Source organism: Marinobacter sp. NP-4(2019) (assembly GCF_003994855.1).
In the GTDB taxonomy this organism is placed as follows: Bacteria; Pseudomonadota; Gammaproteobacteria; order Pseudomonadales; family Oleiphilaceae; genus Marinobacter.
Window position 1 is genome coordinate 2,115,240 of the sequence record NZ_CP034142.1, and the last position, 23,827, is coordinate 2,139,066.

At 55.3% G+C, this 23,827-nt stretch carries 22 protein-coding genes; 11 read left to right on the forward strand and 11 right to left on the reverse strand.

The window, feature by feature from the left end:
• The first annotated feature begins 45 nt into the window (after positions 1-45).
• A complete protein-coding gene (locus EHN06_RS09745; protein WP_127332400.1) occupies positions 46-300 on the forward strand; it encodes a YdcH family protein in 255 nt (84 codons plus the stop codon).
• Between the two features lie 162 nt (positions 301-462).
• On the opposite strand, the gene EHN06_RS21445 is transcribed toward EHN06_RS09745, so the two are convergent.
• Entirely contained in the window at positions 463-876 is a 414-nt protein-coding gene (locus EHN06_RS21445; protein ID WP_228257447.1) for a helix-turn-helix domain-containing protein, read from the reverse strand.
• Positions 877-1,452: 576 nt separating this feature from the next.
• Here EHN06_RS21445 and EHN06_RS09760 point away from each other — a divergent pair.
• Positions 1,453-2,379 carry an XdhC family protein gene (locus tag EHN06_RS09760; protein WP_164735596.1) on the forward strand — a complete coding sequence of 309 codons (927 nt, stop codon included), beginning with the start codon at positions 1,453-1,455 and terminating at the stop codon, positions 2,377-2,379.
• Between the two features lie 60 nt (positions 2,380-2,439).
• On the opposite strand, the gene EHN06_RS09765 is transcribed toward EHN06_RS09760, so the two are convergent.
• The 3 genes from EHN06_RS09765 to EHN06_RS09775 all read right to left on the reverse strand — a co-directional run bounded on the left by EHN06_RS09765 (position 2,440) and on the right by EHN06_RS09775 (position 6,909).
• Positions 2,440-4,023, reverse strand: coding sequence for an aldehyde dehydrogenase family protein (locus EHN06_RS09765; RefSeq protein WP_206075745.1), 1,584 nt, complete (start codon positions 4,021-4,023; stop codon positions 2,440-2,442).
• Positions 4,010-5,626 (reverse strand): GMC family oxidoreductase, encoded by a 1,617-nt coding sequence (locus EHN06_RS09770; RefSeq protein ID WP_127332406.1) that lies wholly within the window; start codon positions 5,624-5,626, stop codon positions 4,010-4,012. Before EHN06_RS09770 ends, EHN06_RS09765 begins: the two co-directional genes overlap by 14 nt.
• A 275-nt stretch (positions 5,627-5,901) precedes the next feature.
• The gene (locus EHN06_RS09775; RefSeq protein ID WP_127332408.1) at positions 5,902-6,909 is read right to left on the reverse strand and encodes an AraC family transcriptional regulator; all 1,008 of its coding nucleotides are present in this window, start codon (positions 6,907-6,909) and stop codon (positions 5,902-5,904) included.
• A gap of 106 nt (positions 6,910-7,015) precedes the next feature.
• Here EHN06_RS09775 and EHN06_RS09780 point away from each other — a divergent pair, with 106 nt between their 5' ends.
• Genes EHN06_RS09780 through EHN06_RS09790 form a run of 3 tightly spaced genes read left to right on the forward strand, consistent with a single transcriptional unit; the run spans position 7,016 to position 10,312 of the window.
• Positions 7,016-8,074 carry a 2Fe-2S iron-sulfur cluster-binding protein gene (locus tag EHN06_RS09780; RefSeq protein WP_127332409.1) on the forward strand — a complete coding sequence of 353 codons (1,059 nt, stop codon included), beginning with the start codon at positions 7,016-7,018 and terminating at the stop codon, positions 8,072-8,074.
• A 32-nt stretch (positions 8,075-8,106) separates the two neighbouring features.
• A complete protein-coding gene (locus EHN06_RS09785) occupies positions 8,107-9,276 on the forward strand; it encodes an alkane 1-monooxygenase (protein WP_127332410.1) in 1,170 nt (389 codons plus the stop codon).
• 28 nt (positions 9,277-9,304) lie between these two features.
• Positions 9,305-10,312 carry a putative solute-binding protein gene (locus tag EHN06_RS09790; protein ID WP_127332411.1) on the forward strand — a complete coding sequence of 336 codons (1,008 nt, stop codon included), beginning with the start codon at positions 9,305-9,307 and terminating at the stop codon, positions 10,310-10,312.
• Positions 10,313-10,332: 20 nt separating this feature from the next.
• On the opposite strand, the gene EHN06_RS09795 is transcribed toward EHN06_RS09790, so the two are convergent.
• Complete coding sequence (locus tag EHN06_RS09795; RefSeq protein WP_127332412.1) at positions 10,333-11,226, reverse strand: LysR family transcriptional regulator; 894 nt, start codon at positions 11,224-11,226, stop codon at positions 10,333-10,335.
• Positions 11,227-11,424: 198 nt separating this feature from the next.
• Here EHN06_RS09795 and EHN06_RS09800 point away from each other — a divergent pair, with 198 nt between their 5' ends.
• Positions 11,425-13,752: an FdhF/YdeP family oxidoreductase gene (locus EHN06_RS09800; RefSeq protein ID WP_127332413.1), complete on the forward strand. Its 2,328-nt coding sequence runs from the start codon at positions 11,425-11,427 to the stop codon at positions 13,750-13,752.
• Between the two features lie 41 nt (positions 13,753-13,793).
• Here EHN06_RS09800 and fdhD read toward each other — a convergent pair whose 3' ends face one another.
• Complete coding sequence (fdhD, locus tag EHN06_RS09805; protein WP_127334404.1) at positions 13,794-14,549, reverse strand: formate dehydrogenase accessory sulfurtransferase FdhD; 756 nt, start codon at positions 14,547-14,549, stop codon at positions 13,794-13,796.
• Positions 14,550-14,908: 359 nt separating this feature from the next.
• On the opposite strand from fdhD, the gene EHN06_RS09810 reads away from it, so the two are divergent.
• Positions 14,909-16,123 carry a M48 family metalloprotease gene (locus EHN06_RS09810; protein WP_127332414.1) on the forward strand — a complete coding sequence of 405 codons (1,215 nt, stop codon included), beginning with the start codon at positions 14,909-14,911 and terminating at the stop codon, positions 16,121-16,123.
• 88 nt (positions 16,124-16,211) lie between these two features.
• Here EHN06_RS09810 and EHN06_RS09815 read toward each other — a convergent pair whose 3' ends face one another.
• Positions 16,212-16,457 (reverse strand): hypothetical protein, encoded by a 246-nt coding sequence (locus EHN06_RS09815; RefSeq protein ID WP_127332415.1) that lies wholly within the window; start codon positions 16,455-16,457, stop codon positions 16,212-16,214.
• A gap of 242 nt (positions 16,458-16,699) precedes the next feature.
• Here EHN06_RS09815 and EHN06_RS09820 point away from each other — a divergent pair, with 242 nt between their 5' ends.
• From EHN06_RS09820 to EHN06_RS09830, 3 genes are all read left to right on the forward strand, one after another.
• On the forward strand, positions 16,700-17,734 hold the full coding sequence (locus EHN06_RS09820) for an AraC family transcriptional regulator (protein ID WP_127332416.1): 1,035 nt from the start codon (positions 16,700-16,702) through the stop codon (positions 17,732-17,734).
• Positions 17,735-17,854: 120 nt separating this feature from the next.
• Positions 17,855-18,928: a class I SAM-dependent methyltransferase gene (locus tag EHN06_RS09825; RefSeq protein ID WP_228257479.1), complete on the forward strand. Its 1,074-nt coding sequence runs from the start codon at positions 17,855-17,857 to the stop codon at positions 18,926-18,928.
• A gap of 273 nt (positions 18,929-19,201) precedes the next feature.
• Positions 19,202-19,531, forward strand: coding sequence for a hypothetical protein (locus EHN06_RS09830; protein ID WP_127332417.1), 330 nt, complete (start codon positions 19,202-19,204; stop codon positions 19,529-19,531).
• Positions 19,532-19,543: 12 nt separating this feature from the next.
• On the opposite strand, the gene EHN06_RS09835 is transcribed toward EHN06_RS09830, so the two are convergent.
• The 3 genes from EHN06_RS09835 to EHN06_RS09845 all read right to left on the reverse strand — a co-directional run bounded on the left by EHN06_RS09835 (position 19,544) and on the right by EHN06_RS09845 (position 21,842).
• Entirely contained in the window at positions 19,544-20,728 is a 1,185-nt protein-coding gene (locus EHN06_RS09835) for a low temperature requirement protein A (RefSeq protein WP_127332418.1), read from the reverse strand.
• A 27-nt stretch (positions 20,729-20,755) separates the two neighbouring features.
• The gene (locus EHN06_RS09840) at positions 20,756-21,007 is read right to left on the reverse strand and encodes a hypothetical protein (protein ID WP_127332419.1); all 252 of its coding nucleotides are present in this window, start codon (positions 21,005-21,007) and stop codon (positions 20,756-20,758) included.
• 61 nt (positions 21,008-21,068) lie between these two features.
• Positions 21,069-21,842 carry an SDR family oxidoreductase gene (locus tag EHN06_RS09845; RefSeq protein ID WP_127332420.1) on the reverse strand — a complete coding sequence of 258 codons (774 nt, stop codon included), beginning with the start codon at positions 21,840-21,842 and terminating at the stop codon, positions 21,069-21,071.
• Between the two features lie 137 nt (positions 21,843-21,979).
• Here EHN06_RS09845 and EHN06_RS09850 point away from each other — a divergent pair, with 137 nt between their 5' ends.
• Positions 21,980-22,894, forward strand: a complete 915-nt coding sequence (locus EHN06_RS09850) for a LysR family transcriptional regulator (RefSeq protein ID WP_127332421.1) — start codon at positions 21,980-21,982, stop codon at positions 22,892-22,894.
• Positions 22,895-22,960: 66 nt separating this feature from the next.
• On the opposite strand, the gene purU is transcribed toward EHN06_RS09850, so the two are convergent.
• The gene (gene purU, locus EHN06_RS09855) at positions 22,961-23,827 is read right to left on the reverse strand and encodes a formyltetrahydrofolate deformylase (protein WP_127332422.1); all 867 of its coding nucleotides are present in this window, start codon (positions 23,825-23,827) and stop codon (positions 22,961-22,963) included.

The window sequence follows — 23,827 nt, forward strand, 5'->3', positions numbered from 1 at the left end:
ATGGCATCCTGAATAAACACGCTGCGAGAAAAAGGAGACGAGGTAATGGGCATTTCGAACCACGAGCTTCACAACGAATTTCCCCAGTATGGAGATTTGATCGACGAGTTGAACAAGAATGACCCGAAGTTCCAGGAATACTTTAAAAGGTATACCGCGCTGGACCAGGAAATCGAAGGGCTGGAGCTTAGGGACTCACCGATAGGTGACGACAAGCTGCACCGGATGAAACAGCAGCGTCTACAGCTCAAGGATGACCTCTACCAGACACTCGTTAAGAAATCCAACGGCCAGGGATAAGTACAAACAGGTAGGTCTTCCGGCTCAGTAGCCAAGTGGCGTAGTGGTTTCCAAGTATGGGGTCGGAAAGGCTTTTTTCATAAAATAGGTAACTAATTAAACCGGTGACGGTTTGCCTTTATCGTTACCTGGAAATGGACGGTTACTATGAAAAAAGCTGCATTATTGTACAAAGGGTGGAGAATGAAGCGTAATTTCCTCCACCTCGTTCACATCACTGAGCCTCGTCTGCTTATGGACGCAGGTTATCCGCCGGAGGTTGTTGAACAGCGCCTGAAAACACCGTTCTGGAGGTTCTGAAGGCCCAGTAGAAACCGGTACCGAGAGCGGCACGGCGGTGTCATCCGTTAGGGAGGAAAACTCCCAGCGGTTAGCATCGGAACTCAGGCTGTAGATCAGACATGGGTGCTCCTCATCGGTGAAGCTGATTGTACGGGTGTTGCGGAGAATCAGCTTGGCGCCGGTCCAGGATTCCAGGAACTTGACGTACTTGGAGATCACGGCGTTCGAGCAACGGAATTCGTTCGCTGCTGCCGTGAACGATCCCAGTTCATAGATTCGTTTGAAGTACTCCACACCCTTGAGGCGCCCCGTTATTAAGCGGTCAGTTGTATGAATTGATCAACCAACGGCGCGTCCAGATTCGTCATGGTTGCAAACACCAGCAGATGGGAGCATTCAGTGACCTGGGGCTGTGGTCAAGGGGCGCCTCTCCGGAACAGTTGGCCCCGGGCATGCTTCTGGGTGGTGGCATTATGATATTCGCTGTCGTCCTGATACCGGGGAGGCTGCCACTCTGTTGGTTGGTGATCCCACGTTGTGGGGAATCCTGGCCCTTCAGTCTGTGGTAATAGCGATAGGGTATCGAGGATTCTTTCAGTTACAGAAACGCTCGTCCCCCACCTTTTTGAGCCAGCTTGGATTTGTGATTACGCCCGCGGGTTTGTTGTTCGGGATTCTGTTTTTTAACGAATCTTTTGGCTGGGCTGTATGGGGCGGCGTAGCATTGCTAATGGTCGGGGTCGTGATGGCGAACAGGCCTGTATAAGGCCTTGGCATTACAGCGTGTATTAAGAGGTATCGAATGGCAGAATGAACCGATGTCAGCTACATCGTGTTCATACCATGAAGGCCTGGAGGTTTGCTTTACCGATGTTTCCACAGATAACTAGCGATCCTCTCTCCGTACTGGAGTATCTCACCACCGCCTGGGCGACCCATTCCTCTTGTGCGCTGGTGATTCTGGTCGAGGTGGAAGGGCCAGCTTCGCGATCTCCCGGGACCCTTTTGGCGGTGAGGGATGACGGAGAATATGTCGGGTCGCTATCGAACGGATGTCTGGAATCGGACGTGGTGTCCCAGGCTCTGGAAGCCATGAAAGCGGATCAGATAAGACATATTCGCTATGGCGCTGGCAGTGACTATCTGGATATCCAACTGCCCTGCGGTGGTGCGGTCACTCTGCTTATCATTCCCAATCCTTCCTTATCCTGGCTGGATAAGGCCATAACCTGCCTCCAAAGCCGAAAAAGTTTTACTCTCGATATCCGGGACATTCTTCCCGAACATGAGGATCTCACTGAACCTTACCCACGGATTCAATATCAGCCCCGATTAAAACTCGCCATTTGCGGCAGAGGCACCGAGCCCGTAGCTTTGGCTCATATGGCACATGCTTCGGGGTTTGAAGTGGAGATGTACCTGCCGGGAGTGGAGGAAGTGGCACAGCTGACAGCTCAGGGCATTGCGGCCCAAGTTATCAGCCCTGGGAGCTTCGATGGGGCATTTCTGGACAATAGAACTGCGTTTGTCGCAATGTTTCACGATCACGACTATGAGATTCCGATACTGGATAAGGCGCTGGCGAGCAGGGCGTTTTACATTGGCGCCATGGGCAGTCATCGCACTCATGAGGCCAGACTGTCGGCGTTACTGAATTTGGGACACAGTGCCACAGACCTGGATCGAATTCGTGGTCCCATAGGGCTCGTGGGCCCGATGAAAGATCCGCACCGCCTGGCGATTTCGGTATTGGCTGAAATACTGAGTGAGGAAGGTCCCCAGATACAGGTGGCGTAGCAAGGGACGGATCAGGAAAAGGCTGTGATCCGTCCCGTTAATCATCGAGACGGGGAATCGTCAGAAGTACATTTTACGGATCATCGCCGGCATGACACGCAAGCTCGCCCGTACAAAATCGACTGGCGAACGGGGAGCCACCAGGTGCAACGCATTGTGGATGGCGTTGTTACTGGCCTCGTCTTGCGGATACCACCAGAGGTTGCGTTTGGCTTTCAGCCAGTCCCAGTTAACCACTTTGGGACGGGTCATCTCCATCAGCCCCTCCGGCCCGTGGGTACGACCAATCCCGGACTCACCGGGCCCACCCCAGGGCAGATCAGACATGCCGTGGGTGTAAAGGTGATCATTGATCGCCACCACGCCGCCGTTAATTCGATCCGCCAGTTTCTTTCCCCGATTGGTGTTGCGCGTCCAGATGGAAGCAGTCAGAGCCATCGTGCAGTCATTGGCCAGCGCTACCGCTTCGTCTTCAGTCCTGAACGACATGACCGGTATCACGGGCCCAAAGGTTTCTTCACGCATCAGTGACATATCGTGATGTACGTCCGTCACCAGGGTGGCAGGATGAAATTCGCCTTCCTGATCGCTGACAGCCCTGGATTGGGCCACGATCCTGGCGCCGTCCCTGACAGCCTCGGCGAGTTGTCCTTCAACGAACTGGCGTTGTTTGGCGGTGGTCATTGCGCCGATATCCACGGAGCACTTGTCATCGGGAACGCCATGGCGCAACGCCTCGGTTTTCTCCTTCATCAGCTCGACAAACCGGTGATACACGGATTCGTGAACATAGACCCGCTCAACCCCACCACAGGATTGTCCGGCGTTCTGGTAGCCGGCCCAGGCGGCGCCATTGGCGGCTCGCTCCAGGTCGGCATCGTCCAGGACAATCATCGGGTCCTTGCCGCCAAGCTCCAGCGAGACCGGGGTCAGCGTTGCGGCGGCCTGGGCCATGATCTGCTTGCCGGTGGGGACCGAGCCGGTGAAAAACAGCTTGTCGATACCGTTTTCGAACATGGCGCTGGACACCTGCCCGCCGGAGCCGACGATGTGATGGAACAGGCCATCCGGTAAGTCGGCGGCAGCCACGATTTCCTCAATGGCCTTGCCTACCAGTGGCGTCGCGGCCGCCACTTTCAGGATGATGGCATTACCGGCCATCAGGCCCATGACTACCTCGCCGAAGGGAATCGACAACGGGTAATTCCAAGGGCTGACGATGCCCACCACCCCCAAGGGCTCGTGACGGATTTCCGACCGTTTGCCAATCCAGAGCAGACTGGAAGGGCCCCGGTATTCCGGTTTCAGCACCCCGGCGGCGTGCTTGCCGTACCAGTCACAGGCCATCAGGCAGGGCAATACCTCGGTGGCCAGGGCATCCATGCGTGTCTTGCCGTTGCTGTCACTGACGATGCGGGCCAGTTCGTCGGCATTGTCACGGATATAGTTCTGCATTTTCTTCATGTGCTGGCGGCGCTGCGCAAAGGACTTCTCGGCCCATATGGCCTGGGCCTCCCTTGCCTGCCTGAACATTTCAGGAATCTGGTGAGGTGGCGTGTAGGGCAGGGTGCCCAGCGTCTGGCCGTTCGCCGGATTGGTGGCCGTTAGCTCAAGTGTGGGGATGTCTTGTTTAACCATTTCCATTATTGGAATCCTCCTTTGGGGGGATAAAACTCATGGCACGTTCAGCCAGTGCAGTGATTGTCAGGCTCGGGTTTACACCAAGATTGGCGCCGAGCATTGAACCGTCAATGACGTAGAGATTCTGATAGTTGAAAACACGGTTTTGCGAGTCGATTACGCCGTGTTCAGGGCTATCCGCCATCGCACAACCGCCCATGCAGTGAGCGGTAAAGGGCACGTTGAAGAAAATCTCCGTCGCCGTGGTGAACGGGATGCCATTGAAATGCGAGGCCATCTTTTTCGTAAACTCGTTGGCCTGCGGGATGTTGGTCGGAATCCGGTCGCCTTCACTGCACAGGAGCTTGCTGAAAGGCCAGTACCAGCGGCGTTTCAGCCGCATCGACAGTGAGGCGTCCACGGTCTGCATGACCAGGAAAATCAGTGACTGTCGCGCCCAGCCAAAAGGATTGGCGGCGCGGAAAAACGTCACCGGATGGCGCAACAGTGCCCACAGCCAGTGCAGTATACGCATGGGCCCTTCGCCACCAACCATCAGCGCGGTCAGGGTACTGTTCAGGTCGTGGCCATTGCCGTAACGGGTCGCTTCAATGTGGGTGTGTTGGTCAATATGGATGCCCGAGCCGATGGCGACACCGGGACTCATGTCGACCTCCTTGCCAGGGAAGCGGATACCGAGCACGGATTCCGCGTTGGTCCGAACACGGTTGCCCAGGTCATCGGAAATATTCGGCAGGGAACCGTTCTGTTTGAGCTTGAACAGCAACTCCTGTGTACCCAGCGACGAGGCAGAGAAAATGACGTGGCCAGCACGAAAGGTCCGACGCTGTTTGTTGAATCGGGCGGTGGAGCGTTCGGTAGTGACTTCGTAGCCATCACGGCCATCGGCCTGGCCGTTGAGGGGGCGCACCTCCACCACGCGGGTTTCCTCGAATACTTCGGCACCATTCTTTTCGGCAAAGTACAGGTAATTCTTGTCCAGGGTGTTCTTGGCGTTATAGCGACAGCCGGTCATGCAACCACCGCAACCGGTACAGGTAGCGCGCTCGGGACCTTCGCCGCCGAAGTAGGGGTCGGGGTAGGTCTTGCCGCCGGGGTCACCCTGGGGAGGGAAGAACGTAGCCACTCGCGTGGGCTTGAACGTATCGCCAACGCCCTCCAGCTCCGCCATCTCTTTCAACAAATTATCGGCAGGGCCAAACAATTCGTTCTCGGTCACGCCGAGCATGCGTTCGGCCTCAGCGAAGTGCGCCGGCATCTCTTCTTTCCAGTCTGACAGACCGGCCCAGGTACCTTCGTCCCATATTGATTCCGGCGGTACAAGAAGCGTGTTGGCATAGGTGATCGAGCCACCGCCAACGGCATTGCCACAGATCACCATCACATGGCGAAACGGGCGCAGGTTGAAGAACCCCTTCAGGCCAAGGCGGGGACGCCAGTAAAAACGGCGAGCGTTCCAGTTGGATTCGGGAAAATCCTCGGCTCGCCAACGCTTGCCCATTTCCATAACAGCGACTGAGTAGCCCTTTTCTGCCAGCCGGTGCGCTGAAACACTGCCGCCGAAACCGGAACCGATAATCAGGTAGTCAAAATCATAGTTGCTCATAGCATTCCTGTTTTCGCCGCGTAACCGCCAGGAGTGAATAACCTGGCTCGCGCCCTTGTTGTTGTTTTGTTGACTCGTGGTCCTGAAATCCCCTGACCGAGCCGGTCTTCACGTATGGTACCGGCTCTTCGAGGCTGGAAATGGGTTATTTAATGACACTTTGGGGTTATTTAATGACAACCGAGTGGTCATCCCCTATCGAAGGTGTTGACTGTGGCTCATCATCCGAAAATCCAGGGCACCGATCATTGGCACCAAAGACGGACGCTATGGCGCTATGAGGAAAGTCGAGCCCCATACATAGACGGTGGCACTGACTCCCAGCGCTTGAAGGCTTTGCGGAAATTGGCGATATCCGAGTAGCCCAATGCGTAGGAGATTTCCTGAACAGTCATTTGTCCCGTTTCCAGATACCGGATTGCGAGTTGGTGGCGGACATCTTCAAGAATGTCCCTGTACGATGTGCCTTCCTCGATCAGGCGGCGGTGGAGGGTTCTAGGGGTGACATGAAACCGCCTGGCGGTCATTTCCAGGGAAGGGAAACCATGGGTGCTCTGCAGCATGATCCGACGCACGCGGACAGCCCAGGTTTGTTCCGAGGACAGCTTCTCCAGTTCCTGCTGGCAGACTTTCAGCCCTTCCTGAAAGCTGACGGTATTCGCGAGTTTCAGGGGTTGGTCAATGGTCGCCAGGGGTAGGGAAAAGCCAGCTGCATCCTGGTTGTAGGCAACCGGACAGCGAAACATCGCTTCCGCCAGCTTTTCATCACCATCGAAAGGAAAGGTGACCTCGCTGATGTTGCAGGTCCCCATGGTTGTGAAGTCCAGAATGTTCCGAATCGCCAGGACAATGGCTTCGGTGACCGGTCGTCGAACGTCCTCCAGCGGCCGGTTCTCGTAGAAACTCACCCATAGCCGATCACCCTTTTGGACGGACTCCATAGTTACCATATCGGTCCTGAGGACCAGATAACGCTCCAGTAACTCCACCACCTGCCGGGTGGTGCCACTGCTTAACGCTGCGTAGCCGAGAATGCCGTGGGTATTGATCAGCAGCCGTTCTCCGATCAGCAATCCCAACGCTTTGTCGTTGCAGAAACGGCCAGCGTCCAACAGCAACTGCCGGAATGTCGCCCACGGCATGGTGATCAGGGATTCCTCCGACTCATTCGGGGCAACTCCCAGATGTCGCAGCCAGCCCTCTGTCGGGATGCCAAGATCCGAGACGATATTGATGATCTGGAGAATGTAGTGATTGGGCAGAGTGATTTTCGAGTTCGACATTTGATGATTGTCAATTTATCACCCATGGCTGTCAATAAATGACCCCGCGATGTTCGGTGCGGCGCATTAGCATGTATCCCGTGCGAACCAAAAACGGGGGCAGATCATGTTTTCTTTATTCAGGAAGAGCACACCGAAAGAGCACTGCGCAGAGATCAATGGTGAAGCGGTCCGGGTATTTCCGAAAGAAACCATCCTGCACGCGGCACTGAGGGAGAACATCGATTTCCCTCACAGTTGTCGTGTCGGGGGCTGCGCGACCTGCAAATGTCGCCTGGTCAAAGGGACGGTGAAAGAACTGACGGATATTGGCTATATCCTCAGTGACGACGAGCTCGATCAGGGCTATATCCTCGCTTGCCAGAGTGTCCCGACGAGCGACGTCACCATTGCGGTGGACCTGACGGCACAAAAGCAGCGTAAGACCGTGCCGGGACGGGTGGTCCTGCAGGAACGGTTAACCCACGATATTACGCACCTCAAGCTACAGCTCGATCAGACGCTGAACTACAAAGCCGGCCAGTACGCGGACCTGTCCCTGGACTCGTTACCGGGGCGGGCCCGGAGCTATTCTTTTGCCACCCCTTGCCAGATGGATGCGACGCTTTCCTTCTTCGTTCGCAAAGTACCTGGCGGCCTGTTCTCAACGGAAGTGAATGACCGGGATTTACTGGGCCAGACCGTCATGGTGGATGGCCCGGCAGGGGGATTCTGGTTACGCCCATCGGACGCGCCAATGATTCTGGTTGCCGGCGGCAGCGGTCTCGCTCCGATTCTGGCGCTCCTTACGGATGCGATGGAAGGGCAGAGCCATAGGCCGGTGACGTTGTTGTTTGGCGCCAGGTCTCAACAGGATCTGTACCGGTTGGAGGACATCCGGAATCTGGCAGTCAAATGGTCTTCAGAGTTCAGGTTCATACCTGTTTTATCCCGGGAGGACGACGGTTCGGATTGGACCGGAGCCCGCGGACGGGTGACCGACGTCATCCCCGCGCTCTCATTGGAAGGATCGGAAGCCTATCTGTGTGGCCCGCCAGGCATGATCGATGCCGCCGAAGCCAGGCTTATTGAGGGTGGTGTCAAGCGGACAAACATTCATGCCGACCGATTTACAACCACACGGGATGTCCTTCCGGACGCTGCCGACCCGGCTCTGTCCGCCTGATCAAATAATCATAATTATTAGGGAGTTGAAAGATGATGTTATTCCACTATCTGAAGTTCTTTTTCTTTCACGGCATTGGTCTCCTGGCTTTCGTTTCGCTGGTGGCTGGCGGCCATTGGATCAGCCTGGGACTGCTGGCGGTATTGGTGATCTACATTGCCGGTGACGCCCTTTGCGGTGATGACACCACCACACCGGAATTCAGATACCCCACAATATTGACCGTACAGCTGTGGATGGCGCTGCCGTTGCTGTGCCTGATCGTGTTCGCTTCCGTCTGGAGTTTCAGTGCAACGGATATTGCCGGATTTGGCGCCCTGATCACCGAACTGACGGGCTACGATGCGATCGCGGCCCGCGATGCCACGCCCTTTATTCACCACATCTCCGGTGTCGTACTGACCGGACTGATGATTGGAATCATCGGCACCATTACCGGCCATGAGCTGACCCACAGAACCTGGGACCCGGTATCGATGCTGATTGGCCGCTGGTTGCTGGCCTTCAGTTTCGACACGATATTCTCGATTGAGCACGTCTACGGGCACCACCGCTACGTGTCGACCACCGAAGACCCGGCGACGGCCCCACGCGGACGAAACGTTTATCACCACGTCTTGGCATCCACCCTGAAAGGCAACGTCAGCGCCTGGAATATCGAGCAACGCCGGCTCAGGCGTAAAGGTCATTCCGCAATGTCCTGGCGTAATGCCGTGATCCGGGGGCATCTGATGAGCGCGCTGCTGGTGGCTATTGCCTTCGCCATGGGAGGCGTTGGCGCCATGGTGTATTTCGTGGCCTGCGCTCTGTGGGGCAAGGCCTTACTCGAGATCGTTAACTATATGGAGCATTACGGCATGGTGCGTCACCCGGAAACCCCGGTGCAGCCACGGCATTCCTGGAATACCAACAAGCGCATCAGTTCCTGGACCATGTTTAACCTGACCCGCCATTCCCATCATCACGCCCAGGGCGAGGTGCCGTACCAGGATCTGAAGCCGTTTCCAGATTCACCCATGATGATCAGCGGCTACCTCACCACCATTGTGGTCGCGATGATTCCGCCGCTCTGGCACAAGCTCATGACGCCAAAGGTCCTGGAGTGGGATGAAAAATATGCCTCGTCGGAAGAACGCATCCTTGCGGCGCAAGCCAATGCCAGAAGCGGGATTCCTGCTCTGATGAAGCATGCAAGCCAGTAAGTCCATAAACAAGAAAAGGAAAGGAAAAATGCGTAAATTTATCAGTGCCCTGACTTTATCGTGTGTCGCCCCATTTGCCGCAGCTAACACGCTTTCTGTTTGTGTGTTTGACGTCATCGGCGCCAATGGTGATGTATATAACCTGATGAAGGACTTCTCGCTGGAAGCAAAGTCCATTGGTCTGGACCTCAAACTGAAGCCATACACCGATGAAGGTGTGGCAGTGGGTGATTTCAATGCAGGACAATGCGATGCCGTCGCAGCCACGGATTTGCGAACCAGACCTTTCAACCGTTTCACTGGGTCCATCAGTGCCGTTGGCGCTCTGCCGACCTACGATGACCTGAAAACCATGCTGGCTACGCTGGCCCAACCTAAAGCAGCGCCGCTCATGAAATCCGGAGGCTTTGAGGTGCTTGGTATATTTCCGATCGGGGCAGGGTACCTGTTCGTCGACGATCGCAGTATCAATTCCGCCGCCGCGCTGGCCGGCAAACGGATGGCGACGCTGGATTACCAGAAAGACGCCATCCACATGGTGAACTATGTTAAGGCCACCGTGGTTCCCTCCGATATCACTAATTTTGCGGGAAAGTTTAATAATGGCTCCGTCGACACCGCCTACGCGCCGGCCTTTGCGTATGAAGCGCTGGAACTCTACAAGGGAATCGAGCCAAACGGCGGTATCGTTGATTATGCGTTGGCCCAGTTAACCGTTCAGCTCATTGTCCATGATGACATGCTGGATGACGAAACCGCACAAAAGGCCCGAACCATCGCCTGGTCTATGTTCCCACAGACCATGGAGTTGATAGGGGGACAGGAATCAGCCATTCCCGATGAGAGCTGGATTTCGATATCTAAAGAAGACGTTGAGGGGTATCAGGAAATGTTTCGCCAGAACCGGATTCAGATGAGGGACGGCACCAACGGAGCGCCAACCGTCTATGACCCGAAAATGTTGGCGTTGATGGCAAAGATTCGCTGCAGCAGCAACCCGACAGCGTCCGAATGTACCGCACCTGATCGGGAATAGTGGAGTCAGCCCCTGTGGTTTCAGGCGTCTGCAGGGGCGAAAATTGACCGAGCCTCCTCAAAGCACTTTTCCGCCAACGCCGAGCGTGGCTCGGTTCGGCGCATCAGTATGCCCATGGGCGCCGCTGTGCGAGCATCGGATATGGGTATCAGGCGCAGGTCGTTTTGCAACGCTTCCATCCCGCTTTGAAGTGGCATGACGGCGCAACAGATACCGGCACTGACCGCTTGTACCAGCTGAAATGTGGAGTTACTTTCCAATACGGGGTGCGGATCAAGCCCGCGGCTTCTGAAGTTGAACGCGATGGATTGCCGATAGTGCATGCCCCTGGTCAGCATCCCCAAGGGAAGGTCATTGAGGGATTCCCACGTCAACTCCGGCTGATCGAACTGGAAATAGCGCACATCGTACAATAATCCCATACCGGTTGAGGTCAGTTCGATCACCTCGAAAAGATCGATATTGATGTGGTCGAGGTAACACAGGCCCAGATCGAGCTGATTACGGCTTAATCCATCGATGATCTGCTCCGAACTCATCGACAGCAACTCAAAGGACAGCTCCGGATACCGTTGGGCCAGCGGTTTCACCAATTCCATGGGATTTAGGCTGGCAAGGGGAACCATGCCCAGCCTCAGGTTCCCCACCAACTGCCCCCTGCAGTTCGCGGCTTCTGCCTGTAGCCCGTCATAGGCGGTCATCAGTGTTCTGGCCCAGGCCAGCACCCGCTCTCCGGCTTCAGTAAACCCTTCGAAGCGTTGCCCACGGGCAACCAGTACAAGATTCAGTTCATCTTCCAGGGCGCGCAGCCGCATTGACAGGGTCGGCTGGGTAACGTGACAAAGCTCCGCCGCCTTTCCGAAGTGGCGAGTTTTATCCAGAGCAATCAGAAACTTGAGCTGTTTGATATCCATGGGCACCTGACGATAGTTCGTGGGGGCCGCCAATCCAGCCAGCGCTTCCCCATTTGTTCTGATTCTTACCTATCCCCCAGGAATGAGCAAACGGTGACGATAGATGGCCCTTATCACTCATTCACTTATTTCGATTAGATACTGAGATTAAAAAGGAATATAAAAGGAGCACCGTTGGCGGAAAACTCAGGAGCCCGGATGAGCGATAACGAGCACATAAAAAGTTACGACGGCCCGGCTGCCGGCTGGGGGGCGCTGAAGAGCGTCACCAAAAGCTGGTTGGAAAGCGATAATGCCGTCAGGAACATCCGGGCAATGCTGAAAACGAACCAAGACACCGGCTTTGACTGCCCTGGTTGCGCCTGGGGGGAGTCTCCGGAGGATGGGTTGGTGAAGTTCTGCGAGAATGGCGCCAAAGCCGTGAACTGGGAGGCGTCAGGGCGTTCCGTCGATCCTGCGTTCTTTGCCAGACACAGCGTATCGGACCTGGCCCGTCAAACGGATTACTGGCTTGAGTATCAGGGAAGGCTGACGCATCCCATGCGATACGATGCGAGCACCGATCATTACGTCGAAACGACATGGGACGAAGCATTCAGCCTGATTGCCCGCCATCTTCAAAGCCTGGATTCGCCGAATCAGGCGGAGTTTTATACCTCCGGCCGCGCAAGCAATGAGGCGGCTTTTCTCTACCAGTTATTTGTTCGTGCATTTGGCACCAATAACTTCCCCGACTGCTCAAACATGTGCCATGAGGCCAGTGGCATAGGGATGACAGACAGCATTGGGACAGGTAAGGGCACCGTTGTCTTTGAAGATTTCGAGAAGGCGGATGCCATCTTCGTGATCGGCCAGAACCCGGGTACCAACCATCCCCGTATGCTGGAGCCGCTTCGTGAAGCGGTTCAGCGTGGTGCCCAGGTGGTTTGCCTCAATCCACTAAAAGAACGGGGCCTTGAGCGGTTCCAGCACCCGCAACACCCGCTGGAAATGTTGAGCAGCGGTTCGGAACCTACCAGTACGGCCTATTTCCGGCCCGCGCTGGGGGGCGATATGGCTGTCATGCGGGGTATCGCCAAGTTCCTGCTAACCTGGGAACGTGAAGCCAAAGAGCAGGGCCAACCGCCGGTGTTCGATCATGACTTCATAAATGAGCACACGTCTGGCCTCGGTGACTATTTATCGGTCGTCGATGCGACGAGTTGGGAACACATCGTGGAACAGTCGGGATTAAGTATCGACGACCTGGAGCTGGCGGCACAAATGTATCGGCGTGCTGAGCGCGTCATCATGTGCTGGGCAATGGGGATCACGCAGCATCGCCATTCGGTCCCGACGGTACAGGAAATTATCAACCTGCAGCTGCTGCGGGGAAACATAGGCAAGCCCGGTGCGGGTCTGTCCCCGGTGCGGGGCCATAGCAACGTCCAGGGCGACCGTACCATGGGCATTGATGAGCAGCCTCCAGAGTGGCTGCTAGACTCGCTGGAACAGCGTTTCCGGTTTAAGGTGCCACGACTGCATGGTCACAATACCGTGCTCGCAATCAAGGCCATGGAAGAAAAGCGGTCAAAGGTGTTCATAGCCCTGGGAGGGAATTTTGCACAGGCAACCCCCGACAGTCCTCGCACCCACGAAGCGCTGCGCAACTGCGATCTGACCGTTAATATCTCCACCAAACTCAATCGATCTCACCTGGTCACAGGGCGGGATTCGCTGATACTGCCGTGCCTGGGACGCACCGAGATCGACATGCAGAAGGAGGGCGCTCAGGGGGTCACCGTCGAGGACACTTTCAGCATGGTTCATATCTCCTACGGGCAGCTCAAGCCGCGATCCCCACACCTCCGGTCGGAACCCGCCATCATTGCGGGCATGGCCAGTGCGACCCTTGGAAACCACCCCATTGACTGGGAACACACGGTTGCGGATTACAGCCGTATACGGGACCTGATTGCTGATACGATTCCGGGTTTTGAGCACTTCAACGAAAAGCTGAAACATCCGGGTGGTTTCCATCTGGCGAACCCCGCAGCCCAGCGGTTATGGCAAACCGATATCGGAACAGCCCGGTTTACGCCCAGTGTCCTGCCCGGGGCACTGGTCAATGAAGGCGTGCTGAAGAGAGGGGATAAACCGGACCTGATTCTCCAGACCATGCGTTCACACGATCAATACAACACGACCCTGTATGGGTTGGATGACCGTTACCGAGGCGTATTTGGCCTGCGTGATGTGATATTCGTGAATGAGGAAGATATACGTCGGTTGGGTTTTGAGCCGGGTGACAAGGTGGATCTTGTCTCACTCTGGGATGACGGGCGCAAGCGCCGTGTGTCCAACTTCCTGCTGGTGGCCTATGACACACCGGTAGGACAGGCCGCTGCCTACTACCCGGAAACCAATCCCCTGGTACCACTGGACAGTTATGGTGATCGAACCTTCACGCCAACCTCCAAATTCATCGCGATCAGGCTTGAGAGGGCAGCGCCGGACAATTTGATTCCGACGTCAGCCGTTGACTGACTGGAAAATCCTTCAGGCCCTTCCTGCACTGGGGTTATCTGTCAGCCTCGGGTAGGGCTGTATACTCTCGGGGCGTTGCGATGTGGTACATGAATCAGGTTCAGGCCGTATCGACGGGCCCATTGAACGGTCAGGGCTGTGGGTGCGGACAAGCTCACGAGCGTTCCGATTTGTGCCCGTACCGCTTTGTGAATGAGCTCCAGGCTACAGCGACTGGTCACCACCACAAAACCGTCACGGGGATTCTGGCCGGCATGGACCATTGCTCCGATGAGCTTGTCCAGGGCATTGTGGCGGCCAATGTCTTCGCGACACAGTCTGACGTGACCTTCCGTATCGATATAAATCGCAGCATGCAATGCGCCGCTACACTGGGCCAGCTCCTGTGCAACCGAGATTCGATTGCGAAGATCCCTGAAAAGATCAACATCCGGGATAGGAACAGGCGCAAGTCCGGTTAATTGCGGCAGAGCCTGGTCAATGGCTTCCATGCCACAGATTCCGCAGCCGCTGGTTCCTGCCAATTGCCTGCGTGAACGCTTCAGTGCCCAGAAAGCGCGGCTGGATATCTCCACCTCGGCGAGGTGTGAATCACCGGACTTCGTCACCTGAATATCGTAAATCTCATCCAGGGAATGAACAATATCGCTGGTGATACTGAACCCCCGGATAAAATCCTCGAAGTGTCCTGGCGACACCATCATCACCGCATGACTGATACCGTTATAGTTGATGGCCAGAGCCGTCTCGCTGGCGAGCGCTGACGCACCGTTCATTTCGGTGTCACCGAGCTCCATGTACTCAAACTCTTCGGGAGCAGTTGGCTCAGTGTTGTTGTCGACAATGGCAGTCGTCACTTGATCAATATCCCTTTTTTCGCACTTTGATAAAAATCATCCTATTCATGATATTGAAATGCCATGAGCCCATCCAATCATCTGTGTTTACTGATTGATAAGCGAACTTGATCAAGGTTCAAGACATCCCGATAGACGCCTCTGTACTCCATTCCTATACTTCCCAGTTCTACTGCATGGAAGCACCTCAATGACCCTGGTTCCCTGGACCGTTTATGTTCGTTGCCCCGTGCTTTCATTCGGTCGTTCATGGAGCCTGTGGCTCTGTCACCCTGTCGTCATCTAATTGAGGGAAAAGGATGGATCTGGTTTATAAGAATGAAAAACCATTGTTACTCATTGTGGCGGTCTTTTCCGCCATATTCTGGCTGGCTCTGATTGTGGGCACTCTGGGCATTGCCTTGTTGTATCTGCTCCTCGGTTATCTGTTTTTTCTGTTTGCCCATTCGGCGTTTATTTCTCACCTGAAAGGGTCTGGTGTCCGGATCAGTCAGGATCAGTATCCCGACCTGTACGAGCGCCTCGTTCGAAGCTGTGAAAAGGTCGGGGTTAAGGAGATCCCTGAAGCCTACCTGCTGCGCACGGACTTCTTTAATGCGCTAGCCACAAAATTTCTTGGCCGGCATTTCGTTGTGTTGTTCACGGATGTCATCGATGCCCTGGAAGATCAACCAGATGCGATCGATTTCTATATTGGGCATGAACTCGGGCATATCCACCGTAAGCACCTCTCGTGGCGTGCCTTCGTGATGCCGGGGTCGCTGTTGCCCATTGTCGGTCCGGCCTTGCGCCGTGCCGAAGAATACACGTGTGACCGTTACGGGGTTGCCTGTTGCCGGTCCGAAGGCGACATCCAGGCTGCGATTGCCGCGATTGCGGCAGGTGATACGCGCTGGAAGACAATCAACGTTGATGCCTACATTAATCAGGTTGCCACGACCAATGGGTTCTGGATGTCGTTCAACGAACTGACTGGCGATTATCCCTGGCTGACCAAGCGAATGGCGACCGCGGTTGCCGTGGCGCAGGGAAAGAAAATAAACCATCCACGCCGCCACGGCTTTGCCTGGTTCCTGTCGATGTTTGTGCCTCGGGTGGGGGCTGGAGCCGGCGGTGCGGCCTCTCTGATCGTGACGATTGCCATCATCGGCATACTTGCCGCGGTTGCCATCCCGGCCTATCAGGAGTATCAGGATCGGGCACGCTACTCCTCTGCCTATTCAGCGGCCCAGCCCGTCCAGGAGCAGGTCACCGCCTATGGTTATGAGAACCAGGCATGGCCAACCACAATGGAAGAGTTGGGGTATACGAAGCCAACCCTGTCGGATCCTGAGTTGGGTTATGAGATAGATATCTATGAAAACGGCCTGATTGGTATTGAGGTGGGAACTGATGCCAGTGGAGAGTCGCAGTACATCATTCTGGAACCCGAAGTTGTCGAAGGCGAGATCAGTTGGGTTTGCTTTGGGCAGAATCTGAAAGCCAAGCTGCTTCCGTCGGCGTGTAGCGGCTAAAACTGTAAGTCGAGGTTGATCGATGGCCTCTTGGTACCGCTCACCCAGATGGTAGGGTGAGCGGACCATTTGCCACTATATTTCGAGCTCAGGATTTATCAGGGAACATCGAAAGAGCTTCCTTCAGAACCTTGACTGACTCACCATGGTTGCCCTGCTCGTGCAGGCTCTGGCCCTGATCACGGAGTGCCTTGATGTTATTGGCGGTTTCACTGTCGAGTTGTTGCATGGACTCCAGTTTCGAATCCACCTTGGCAACGAGACTGGGACACTGCGAAGCTGCCACAGTGCCGGCAAGGAACAGACCAAATAGTAGTGCAGCTATATAACGCATAGTGTTTCCTCCTTTCGCACGCCTATATCTAGCATATATGACCCTCGGTGTTTGGCCAATTACAGACATGCGGTCAAGTATTAAGGTAATTCAATCATGGTGTCATCTCGGATTCATCCCTAATCTGGATCTCACAGGATTCTGGTTATTCAGCGATTTCCCGTCTTTAATAGAGTTGAGTAGAACGGTATCCGGGATGATTCAGCAACCCGGACTATTTCTCATCTACCGGTGCAGCCGTCATGAATGAAGATACGCTCTCCGGCTTGCTGCGCTGTGTCCGTTTGCGCGGAGCATTATTTTTCCACGTCGAATGTGTCGGCGCCTGGGTGACTGAGGCACCGGCCGCTCATCTGATCGCCCATGCCGTGATGCCGGCGTCCGAACACATGATGGAATATCACGTGGTGTTAAGGGGATCTTGTTGGGCAGGTATAACAGGCGAGGCACCGTTTGAAATGAATGAAGGGGATGTGATCCTCTTTCCTCACGGCGATCCTCATGTGATGTCCAGTATCCCGGGACTGCGAGCGGAACCGGATCTCGAATATCTGGTTGCTACGCTGAAACAGTGTTCGGGATTGCCGTTCATGCTCTGCCAGGAGGACGACTTTCGGGCTCGGCCTGCAACAGTATCAACAGAAGGGCCGGAAAGCGCCTCTGGCGCTGCGTTGCTCTGTGGTTTTCTGGGTTGCGACAAGGGGCCATTCAACCCGTTGCTGACCGCATTACCAAGAGTGATGCATGCTCGTGCCCATGAGTTGACTGACGGTAGCTGGTCCGGGCAACTTGCCAGACTGGTCGAAGCACAATCGCGTTCGAGGAGGCCCGGTGGTGAAGTGGTCCTTGAACGTATGAGCGAAATGATGTTTGTGGACCTGATCCGGTTTTATCTCGGCAAAATGCCGGAAAGCCAGACCGGATGGTTGGCGGGGCTGCGTGATCGTCATGTTGGTCGGGTTCTGGGGTTGATGCACCAATCTCCGGCAGACGCCTGGACGCTGGAAAAGCTCTCGGACTATGCGGGCCTCTCCCGCTCTGCGCTACAGGACAGATTCGTGGAATTGGTCGGACAGCCCCCCATGCAATACCTCAGAAGCTGGCGGATGCAGGTCGCTTCCAACTTGCTGGTCGAATCCAAAGCCAAGATAGCAACCATCGCTGGTGAAGTGGGATATGAATCCGAAGAGGCGTTTAGCCGTTCATTCAAGCGTGCCGTCGGGTTATCGCCCGCCGCCTGGCGTCGTGAGCGTTCGGTTCCGCCAGCCATTTCCTGAACTCAGGTATTTCAGTCATCAACGCTGGACGAATGATCATTCATCCACAATGCCGATGCTCCCATCATAACCATGTCCTCAGGGACAACCTCACATCTCTACCTAATTGGAAGAAACATGATGGAAGCAATGCAGACATTTGATGAAGAAAAACTGAATGCCTTTGTGGGACAGGTGCTTGGTGATCTGGGCGGGGCTTATAGCGCAGCCCTGGTCAAGATTGGTGATCGCCTGGGGCTGTATCGTGAGTTACAGAGTGGGGGACCTGCAACCTCGTTGGAACTTGCCGAGCGGACCGGTTATTCCGAACGCTACCTGCGAGAATGGCTGGCGCACCATGCAGCGTCGAACTATCTCGCGTATGACAGGACGACCAAACGGTTCCGTTTACCCCCGGAGCAAGCGATGGTGTTCGCTGATGAGAACAGCCCGGTCTACATGATCGGCGGTTTTGAGAATGCGTTCACCACATTCGAGAATGAGCCCAAAGTGAGCGAAGGGTTTCGTACCGGTGAGGGTGTAGCGTGGGGCGATCAGGCCCACTGTATGTTCTGCGCAGTCGCCAAGTTCTTCCGCCCGGGCTATGTCCATAATCTGGTGCAGCATTGGCTTCCTTCGCTGGATGGAGTGGTCGAAAAACTGGAGCGTGGCGCGCGGGTGGCCGACCTAGGCTGCGGTCACGGGCATTCCACGCTGTTGATGGCAGCAGCATTTCCGAACTCCACGTTTATTGGCTACGACTTTCACGGTGGGTCTATCGATTCCGCGAATGCGCATCGTGATGAACATGGTCTGGACCCGGATCGTGTCCGCTTCGAGCAGGCCACGGCCACGGATTTCGACGGCGGTGATTTTGATCTCGTGACCTGCTTCGATGCGCTACACGATATGGGCGACCCGATTGGGACCGCCGCCCATGTACGGAATCAGCTTAAGCCGGATGGCACCTGGATGGTGGTGGAGCCCATGGCGGCTGATGAGCTGAGCGACAACTTTAACCCGGTAGGACGGCTGTTCTACGCGGCCTCAACCAGTATCTGTGTGCCTACGGCACTGGCACAGAAGACTGGTTTTGCGCTCGGAGCCCAAGCGGGAGAGCGCAAACTCACAGCCGTTATTAAAGAGGGCGGTTTCGGCAAAATACGAAGGGCAGCCGAGACACCGTTCAATATTGTTCTGGAGGTGCGTTCCTGAGCTTCGGCCTGGATAGATATCAGAGGACTGGAAGGTTTGGTCGCAGGACCTAAGTGGCCTCTTTGCCCGACTACAGCCTTGAGAGGCTGTGATCAGGCAAAGGGGCCCGGGTTTTAATCCTTTGGTATTGGTGCGAAAAGAGGATTGGTTCCATCCGTTTTGAAGAGTTCGTAAACAACGCAAACGCGGTAAGTTAAAACTGTAAAGGAATCGAATGTTTGTATCTGGGTAAGGAGTTCAGAACCGTATCGTTAAGTTCCAGAGGGGTGCCTGATGTTAGTCCAACAACGCCCATCATTCTTGGTAAAAGAGAATCAGCAATATGCCGGAACTGGCGGCTTGAGCGAAAATAACGCCCAGGCCCGTTTTGTTCCAGCCTTCAAAGATTCCTATACCGGCCAGGTAGAAATATCCCGATATCGCGACGGTCGTCCTGCACCATTTCATTTGATTGATGGATTGCCTGATGAATGGATAATCGATAGGGACTTGACGGGAAATGTTGTCGGACTCAAAGCCACGGTCGTTGCGGGATTTGTCCGTTTGGGGCGCTTCTTTACGCGCCAGGAAGCCTCGGAGTTTATGGAGCAACTGACGTCCTGAGGCGATAAATGGTCAGCCTTCTTTCTCACATTCAAGCTGCATGACAGTCGCAAGCATCAGCAGTATCAAAAGAATCCCTCCTCCCAGGACCAGTCCTGACAGATGCAGTGCGATTGCCAGGTAACCGATCACCATCAGCAAGGCTGTTGCAACACCGTAGACCCACGGGACCCGCTGGGCCATGACCCTGAAAAAGACCATGCCGCCGACCAGGTACAGGGTCGGACCTGCAATGGCAATGATGACCGCCGGTAAATGCACTGCGGCGGTCGGGTGTGCGACGATTTCTTCAATCGCAACAGCCATCGTAATGGCGCCACACACCATAATCCCGTGGGCGTAAGCCAGGCCAGCGCGGGCAAGGCGTGTGTGATCGGATGCACTGGAGAAGCGGCGTTCGCCGGTTTCAGTGGCATGCACGAAATACAGCCACCACAGTGACACGATCATCAAAAACCCAAGGACGGCGGCCAATACCGTGGCCGGTGTCAGTGTTTGATGTGAGAGTAATCCGCCCAGCAACAGGATCGACTCACCAAGGGCAATAATAAATACCTGCTGATTTCGTTCCAGGAGGTGAAGGCCGCGCAAGGGCCAGGTTGCCATAGGCGTTGCCCCCAGCCTGGGCAGCCAAAAGCCGAAATAAGGCGCGGCGTAATCCACCAGGACGGCGATGACCCAGAGTATCAGGCGGCATTCCGCGAAGGCCGCTCCGGCAATCCAGAATACGGAGGAGAGGGCGCTCCACAGCCCGAGCTGTGCATAGTTACGCCCCATGCGCGAGCCGCGGAAGACCAGCGCCATATAGAATGCCCGCAACAACGCCATGACAACGTAAGCCCCAACGAACAGGCCGGCTTTCGCGGTGAAGGCTGATGGCATGGCGATCGCCATCGCCAGTGCGCAGGCCATCAGCGCTATCATCAGGATGCGCCCGCTCAGGTGGTCGGGGTTGACCCAGTTCGTTGCCCATGCGGTGTAGTTCCAGGACCACCAGACCGCAGCGAACAGGGTGAACGCTTCCAGTGCGCCAATGGCGGTCTGGTGGGCGAGAAGGTAATGGGACAGCTGGATGATGGAAAATACATAGACCAGGTCGAAGAACAACTCCATGTTGGTGACATGGGGTGCCTCTTCACCCTCAAGTTTCCTCAATGCCCCGGTGGGTACAATCCAATGAAGGAAAGATGGTGTCATAGCAATGCCTGAACCGGGTCAATCAACTCAGAACTTTCTCGCAACAAGCACCGCAGTGGCTGCAGGCAGGCCGAATACGAGAATGAAGATGGGTAGCTCCGCCATGAAGGAATAGCCGGCGTGATAAATGCCAACGCCCATATTGAGCGCTGAAAATCCAAACCAGACCAGCAGGTAAAGTGGCAGTATCGGTTTGAACGCACGGTCCATGGATCTTGCGCCAAAGACCATCAGTGCCAGTAGTAGAAAACCACCCAGAATGACAAGCAAGGTGTGCATTCTGTGCCCTCATTAGTCACCAAGGAGGAGGCGGTAATCCCGCCTCCATTTGTTTGCATGGTTATTTGGTAGTGTAGCCGCCATTCACCAATATGGTCTGACCCGTCATCCACCAGCCTTCGGACACCATAAACCGGATATAGGGGACAATATCCTCGATTTCCGTCAGCCCGGACTTGCTGAAAGGCGAAAGGGCGGCCGCCGTTTTGTGGTAAGCCACCGCTTCATCACTCTCTGCCGGGTAGAAAAACGGCGTGTCCATCGGGCCAGGGCCAATGGCAGTCACTGAAATGCCGCGCTCACCAAATTCCTTGGAGGCGGCGCGGGTGAAGTGTTCAACCGGGGCTTTCAGACCGGCGTAAGCGGAGTAGAAGGGCGTGTACGCGCCGAGTAGGGAAGTCACAATGGTGCAGACCTTCCCGTTGTCGTTGAGTGACTTGCCCGCCTCCTTCAGGAAGAAGAACGCCGATTTTGCGTTTATGGCGCTCATGGTGTCGTATTCCTGTTCGCTTATTTCCACCATGGGCTTCTTCAGGACCATCCCGACGGTGTTGATGGCAATATCCGGCTTGCCCAGTGCCGCCTCGGTATCCGCAAACAGCTTTTCGACATTATCTGCTTTCGTAAGATCCTGCTGGAAAATCGCGGCTTCCGTTCCTGCCGCCCGAATGGCCGACGCCACTTCCTCTGCGGCAGGTTTGGTTGAATCACTGTTGTAATGGATGGCGATGGCCTTCGCCCCGTGAGTGGCCAGATCCCGTGCCAGGAGCCCTCCAAGGTTCTTGGCGCCACCCGCAATCAAAACCACTTTGCCTTGAATACTGTTTCTGGACATTGCCTTTCTCCTTTCCGTGTTGCATTCGAGAGGCGGGACTTCCCGCCGGGTTCGCAATCAGGCTAGGCTGTATGCAGATCTGAATAAATAAGGTATTCAGAACAGCAGATGTCGAGAAAATCGAACAATGGAGCGGCATGGACAGAATTCGCCAGGTACAGATTTTCATTCAGGTGATGGAGAGCGGGAATTTTACGCGAGCGGCTCATGCGTTAAAGATTCCACGGTCGACCGTTTCCACAACGATTCAGGCCCTGGAGGACCGGTTGGGGGCCCAACTCCTGCAGCGCACTACACGTCAAGTTACCCCGACCCAGGACGGGGTACAGTTTCTTGAAGCTGCCCGTTCGCTGGTTGATACCTACGAGGAAACTGAGTCGATGTTTCGCCATGAACCGCAGCAGGCAGAAGGGCGGTTACACGTGGATATCCCGAGTCGGATTGGGCGTCGAATCGTGATTCCGGCCCTTCCTGAATTCCTGGAACAAAATCCGCTTGTCCAGCTTGAGTTCAGCATGAATGACCGGATCATCAATATGCTGACTGAAGGTGTGGATTGCGTTATTCGAGTGGGACATTTGCCTGACTCGGAACTGGTTTGCAGGAAACTGGGGGATCTTGAAGTCATCAACTGTGCCAGTCCGGCGTATTTATCGAAGTACGGAATGCCAAAATCGTTGGGCGATCTCGTGGAACACATACTCGTAAATTACTCGGCCAGTCTGCCGGCATTGGCAGCGGAATGGGAGTATCTGGATGGTGGGCGAGAGCGGGTCGTAAAGATGAAAAGCAAAATCACAGTGGATAACGCGGAGGCTTATATCGCCAGCGCAACGGCCGGCATGGGCATTATCCAGATCCCGAGGTTTGACGTTGAGCAATCCCTTGAAGACGGAACACTTGTCCAGATACTGGACGCCTACAAAGCGCCTTCGATGCCAATTTCCCTGCTGTATCCAAGCCGCCGAAATCTACCGTTGCGGGTTAGAGTGTTCCAGAAATGGGTAACTGATCTGCTTTCAGTCCATGGGGTATGGACAGATTCTAGATGAATGAGACTGAAGCACTTCAGCCCATTCATCTAGAACCAGTTTGCTACCAGGCATCACTAAACGCTCTCAGTCCGGAAACACAACGGTCCGGTTACCGTGCAGGAACACCCTTTTTTCAATGTGATAGCGTACAGCCTTGGCCAGGGTCTGGCTTTCGACGTCCTGGCCTTTCGCCACCAGATCTTCCGGATAATGGCTGTGATCCACCGCCTGCACGCCCTGGGTAATGATGGGGCCTTCATCCAGGTCATCATTCACGTAATGCGCCGTTGCACCCACCAGCTTGACGCCCTTGGCCCAGGCCTGGTGGTAGGGTTTGGCGCCCTTGAAGCCTGGCAGCAACGAATGGTGGATGTTGATCGCCCAGCCGTCGAGCCGGGCAGCCATCTCCGGAGAGAGCACCTGCATGTAGCGGGCCAGCACAACCAGTTCGCATTTGTACTCGTTGATCAACTCCCACACCTTCGCTTCCTGCTCTGACTTGGTTTCCGGGGTGACTGGCAGGTGGAAGTACGGAATACCATGCCAATCCGCCAACGATTGAAGGTCCGGGTGGTTGGAAATGATGAGAGGAATATCGATCGCCAATTCGCCTGTACGGTATCGGTACAGCAGATCGTTCAGGCAATGATCGTATTTCGAGACCATGATGGCGACACGGGTCTGGTGTTCGGGCTCCGTCAGCTGCCACTGCATGTCGAACCTCGCTGCACGGGGTTCGAGGATCTCGCGGATTTGCTGCAGGGAGGCTTCGCCCCCCAGCGGCCGGAACTCCACACGAATGCTGAAACTTCCCGTGGCCTTGTCGTCGAACGAGTTCAACGCCACGATGTAGTTCTCGCTTTCGACCAGACTGCGGGTGACGGCATCGACGGTACCCAGACGGCTCGGACATTGAGCCGTCAGGATCCAGAGTTTCTCTTTAACGCCCAT